This is a genomic window from Flavobacterium collinsii, from assembly GCF_902804485.1.
Lineage (GTDB): Bacteria > Bacteroidota > Bacteroidia > Flavobacteriales > Flavobacteriaceae > Flavobacterium > Flavobacterium collinsii.
In genome coordinates this window covers 1-5036 of sequence record NZ_CADCST010000192.1, presented here as the reverse complement: position 1 = coordinate 5036, position 5036 = coordinate 1, and the positions used below count along the sequence as shown (strand labels likewise).

4 protein-coding genes are annotated in these 5036 nt (G+C 29.0%); all 4 read right to left on the bottom strand.

Annotated features, from left to right (window positions below; genetic code table 11):
* A partial coding sequence (locus FLA105534_RS23540; protein WP_173968506.1) for a glycosyltransferase occupies window positions 1-1138 on the bottom strand: 1138 nt, incomplete at its 3' end.
* Window positions 1139-1144: 6 nt separating this feature from the next.
* Window positions 1145-2221 (bottom strand): glycosyltransferase, encoded by a 1077-nt coding sequence (locus FLA105534_RS23535; protein WP_173968505.1) that lies wholly within the window; start codon window positions 2219-2221, stop codon window positions 1145-1147.
* Window positions 2211-4034: an asparagine synthase (glutamine-hydrolyzing) gene (gene asnB, locus FLA105534_RS23530; RefSeq protein ID WP_173968504.1), complete on the bottom strand. Its 1824-nt coding sequence runs from the start codon at window positions 4032-4034 to the stop codon at window positions 2211-2213. The genes FLA105534_RS23535 and asnB overlap by 11 nt, the downstream gene beginning before the upstream one ends.
* Before the next feature lie 18 nt (window positions 4035-4052).
* Window positions 4053-5036: hypothetical protein (locus FLA105534_RS23525; RefSeq protein WP_173968503.1), on the bottom strand; the 984-nt coding region annotated here is incomplete at its 5' end.

The window sequence follows — 5036 nt, the reverse complement described above, 5'->3', positions numbered from 1 at the left end:
ATTTGATATAGTCTAAATATTTGTCTAAAATATAATCTTTCCTAAAATCTAATGATCTTATTATAACATTCTTTTTACACAAATTATAATAATTTGAATCATTTACCATTTCATTCACAGCATCTGACATAAAATCTACATTATCAACTGGGACAAGAATTCCATAATCTGTTCTTAAATTTTTGTTAACTGACTTCGACAGAGAAACTTTCATGATTTCTTTAGGTCCAGATGGACAATCCGTTGTAATTACTGGTAGTTCGCAAGCCATAGCTTCTAACAAAACATTTGGAAATCCTTCATGATTTGATCCGAATAAAAAAGCATCAGCTCCTTTTAAATAACTGAAAATATTACCTGAAAATGGCATTAAAAACACCTGATCTTGAAGATTAAGTTCTAGTATTTTTGCTTGTAAAAATTCCTTTAATTCGCCTTCTCCAAAAATATACAATCTGATATTTTTATTTTCAATTTGTTTAAGGGAGTTTAACAGAAGAATATGATTTTTACCCACATTAAGTCTGCCAACGCTTATAAAATTAAAGTATCTATTGTCATAAAAATCTGCAATGTCTATGCTTTTTGATACTTTATCTAAATCAATTGGATTATATATTGTTGTTATTAAGTCTTTTGCAATGTTAAAATTTCTTGCTAGTTCCAAACCATTTCCAGATGAATTTGCTAAAATACCATCAGCCTTTGGAAAAGTCTTTCTAATAAGAAACGTATTTATTCTACAATGCAATGATGCCCCAACATACTGTGCACTAGGATTTGATCTTTCACTTATAAATGTTTTAACCTTACTTCCTAAAATTTTTGATATTAAATTCACATAATTTGGTCGATTCAAAAATGATAGACTTACCGTGATTTTTTCTCTTTTTAAAAATTTTTTGTATCTATAAGCTAAAAGAGGTAATTTAATTAATTTTAACAAACCCGATTCTTTGAGATTAGTCTTCTCTAAATAAAAGATACTAATATTAGGCGGTAGTTCATAAACAACAATTTCACTCATTAATACCAAAGACACATCAACTTTCTTTTCACTTAGATATCCTATAAGTTGCGAAACTACTCTTTCAGCACCTCCACCAGCTAAAGAATGTATTAAAATTGAAACTTTCATTTTTGTTTAACTATTTAATAATTCTTCATATTGGCTCAAAATCTTTTCAGAATTAAATTTATTAATTACAGATAACTTTACCTTACTTCGTTCAATAGACTTTAATCTATCCAAATTATTAAGTAGAGAACTAAAATCATTTTCATTTTCTACCAAGAATCCATTTTCACCGTTCATTACGATATCTTTTGTCCCTCCTAGGGCATTAAATGCAATTACAGGCGTTCCTACTGTGCAACTTTCCAAGAGTGCGTTGGGAAAACCTTCAACATAAGATCCTTGAATGAAGTAGTCCTTATTAATAAGTTCTCCTAAAACATTAGACGTAAAAGGAATGAAGCTAACTTTATCACTTAATCCATATTTTTCAACCAATTGTTTTATTTGTTTTTCCAATGGTCCACAACCAATAATACAATAACTAAAAGAGTAACCTTGAATTTTTGACAAGCCTTCAATTATTCTAAAATATCCTTTTTCGCCACTAAGTCTTCCAACAGTAACAAAATTGACATTATCTAAATTATAACTATTCCTTTGTTCTAATTCCTCTTTTAATTTAAATGTAATTGGATTATGAATTAAGACTAAACTTGAAGACTTTAGATTAAAAGTACTAATAAAATCTTTTCTCATATCTTCAGATTGACAGACAAGAAAAGTAAGCCTTGGATAAAAAACCTTTATTAAAAGAGTTTTAAATTTTGAATTGAAGGTCGAAAACTCATTCATCTTGGAAACTACACTAGCCTCTCTTCCAATAAATTTTATTTTTCTTAAAAAAACACTAAAAAACCCCATCATTACATTAACATGAATAATGGAACCTATTACAAATGATGGTTTCTCTTGGATAATTACTTTAAACAATGCTGGAATTGCCAGTAACAATCTTGATTTATTAAGATAAGTTACTGAAACATTTTCAACATCAAAAACATTATCTTTTTGAAAACCCAAAACTATAAGTTTAGCATCGAAAAGGTTATTATCTAAATTTTTGCAAACAAATGACATCACTCGTTCTGCTCCTCCAGCACCTAAAGTCGGCAAGACAAATAATACTTTCTTTTTATTTTGCATCTTCTTTTTTGTAAAAGCCAAATTCCTGATACCATTTTGATAAAACATATACTCGCCATATATATGAAGAATAATCTGCTTTACTTGCTAAATGGTCTTGAAACATTTTTTTAAATTTCGGAACATTCAAATTCGGGACATGATTTAAAAAATCATCTGATAAATTACTCTCAAATTCTTCTCTTAATTCTTCTCTAATCCATGTTCCAATAGGAACGGCAAAACCTTTTTTAGGTTGATCAAAAATTTCTTCTGGTATATACTCTTTAAGTATATCTCTCAAAATTCTTTTTTTCTTCCCTTTCTGATATCTGTAAGAAATAGGTAAAGTCCTTGCAAATTCAACAATTCTATAATCAAGAAAAGGGCTTCTAACTTCTACCGAATAAGCCATACTAGCTCTATCAACCTTTACATTGCTATCATTTTCTAACCAAAGTTTTATATTTAAATCTGCTGTAGACTGAAATAAATCTTTAGACCAAAACTTGTAACCGCTGTAATGAGATAACCAATCTAAATTTCTCTTTTTGACAATAGAATTATAGCCTACAAAAATTCCTGCAATAAATTCATTTTTAGACTTTATATTAAGAATTCTTTTAATTGGCTCCGTCTTTGATTTTAGAACATTAGACCAAAGCATTTTAGACGCAATTATTCTAATCCCAAAAGGTGTTTTTATCAAATGTTTGAATTTTGCTACCCAATCAAAATGATTATAACCTAAAAAACTTTCATCTCCACCATCGCCTGATAAAGCCATGGTTACATATTGCTTAGTTACTTTATTCAGTAAAAGAGAAGGTAATGCTGAACTATCACCAAAAGGCTCATCGTAAACTTGAATCAATTTCGGAATCATTTCCAAAATATCTTCGGCTTTGCAGATCGTTTCTTTATGTTTTGAATTAATAATTTCAGCATATTGCGCCGCAATTTTGCTTTCGTCGTATTTAGGATCCTCAAATCCTATAGAAAAAGTTTTTACTTGTTCTTTTGAAACTTTTGCTGCAATTCCAGATATTAAAGCAGAGTCAATTCCTCCAGATAAAAAAGAACCGAAAGGAACATCTGACTGCAACCTAATTTTAACAGCATCTTTTAAAAGATCGTGCAACTTGCTTTTGGCTTGATCATAAGATAAATTTGAACTAACCGGTGTGTCTAAGTTCCAATATTCACTTATTTCTAAAGTTTGAGAATTTAAATTTATTTCTAATGTTTTGCCTGGGGGTAATTTAAAAACATCCTTGTAGATTGTAAACGGACTAGGAATGTAAGTACAATCCAAATACATAGAAACTGCTTCTTGATTCAGCTCTCTATTCTCACATATAGGCCTAAGCTGACTACAAATTTCAAATTGTTCATTATTCCATGAATAATAAAAAGGTTTTACTCCAAATCTATCACGAGCACAAAATATCGTTCTATCAATTTTATTGTAAATAGCAAAAGCAAACATTCCATTTAATTTAGAAACAACTGCCTTTCCCCATTCTTTATACCCTTTCAACAAAACCTCTGTATCACCAGTTGTGTCAAATTTATAACCTAAAAATTCTAATTCAGATTTAATATCTCCAAAATTATAGATCTCTCCGTTGAAAACAATAGTATAGCCTTCAAATTGCATAGGCTGATTCGATCTAACATCAAGATCTAAAATGGACAATCTCAGATGTCCAAAAATCAAATCGTCTATTTTCTTTATTCCTGTGTGATCTGGACCTCTGTATTTAATTGATTCTAACTTTTGCTTAACCTCTTCTTCCGCAAAAGGAATATTTGTTATGTAAATTCCACACATTTTTATATATATATTTTTTTAAAAATTTCGCTGTATTACTTCATTCTTTTTTCTATAAAGGAATATTAATGTTAAAATAAAAAATGGAAGTATATATTTAAAAATAAAAGGCTCCTTGAATTCAATTATAAACATTAAGAAAATAACAAATAAAATAGAGTATAAATTTTTCATTTTTGTTTCACTAATAAGAAATATAAAATAACTGAAGTAAAAAATGATTGCCATAATAATCCCTAATGAATAGTATGTCTGTATATATCCTGAATCATTACCAGATGCATTCACTAATTTTTCAGTATTAAATACCTCTCCCGTTCCGAGTATGGTTCTTATGGATAAAGGTGGTATCGGCATTTCCTGAATAACATTAGCAGTATGATTATCTTTTACTGTAAAAGCTTCTTCTATCCAATCTACAAAAAAGTCTACATTAAATCCCGAAATTGACTCTGTTTGACTTTCTAATATTGCCAGAAAGTTTATTTGGGTAACCAAAACTACAATTCCTGAAAACCAAACGAGTTTACGCAAATTAAATTGGGAAAATAGAAATATTACTATTGCCAATAACGAACATAATAATCCTGTTCTTCCTATAATTACAGTACTTAACAAAGTAAATACAATACCAACCCAAATTAATACAGTACTTTTTATAGAATGTGTAAAACTTTTTAAAAGAATTAATCCTGAAAAAACTCCACAAAATTGAATAACTGACAAAGCAGCACCACTTGCACCAGAAAAACTAATTGCTCGATAAATAATCTCTTCCATTTCATTTCCACCAACAACTATTATGCTTAGAATATATTGTTTTACAAGTGGGTTAAAAAAAGAAAACATTGCTATAATTGACTGCACAGCTGTAGCTAATAAAAAAACCTGCAAAAATTCTTTTGAGTCTTTAAACCACTTACTTAAAAAGAAAGGAGTGATAACTGAATATATTGTAAACCAAAGTAATCTAGAACTTTGTACAAAATCGCTAGAGCTAAT

Bases quoted from the DNA above. Each gene is read 5' to 3' on its own strand.
- FLA105534_RS23535 (WP_173968505.1), bottom strand. From the start codon at position 2,221: ATGCAAAATAAAAAGAAAGTATTATTTGTCTTGCCGACTTTAGGTGCT.
- asnB (WP_173968504.1), bottom strand. From the start codon at position 4,034: ATGTGTGGAATTTACATAACAAATATTCCTTTTGCGGAAGAAGAGGTT.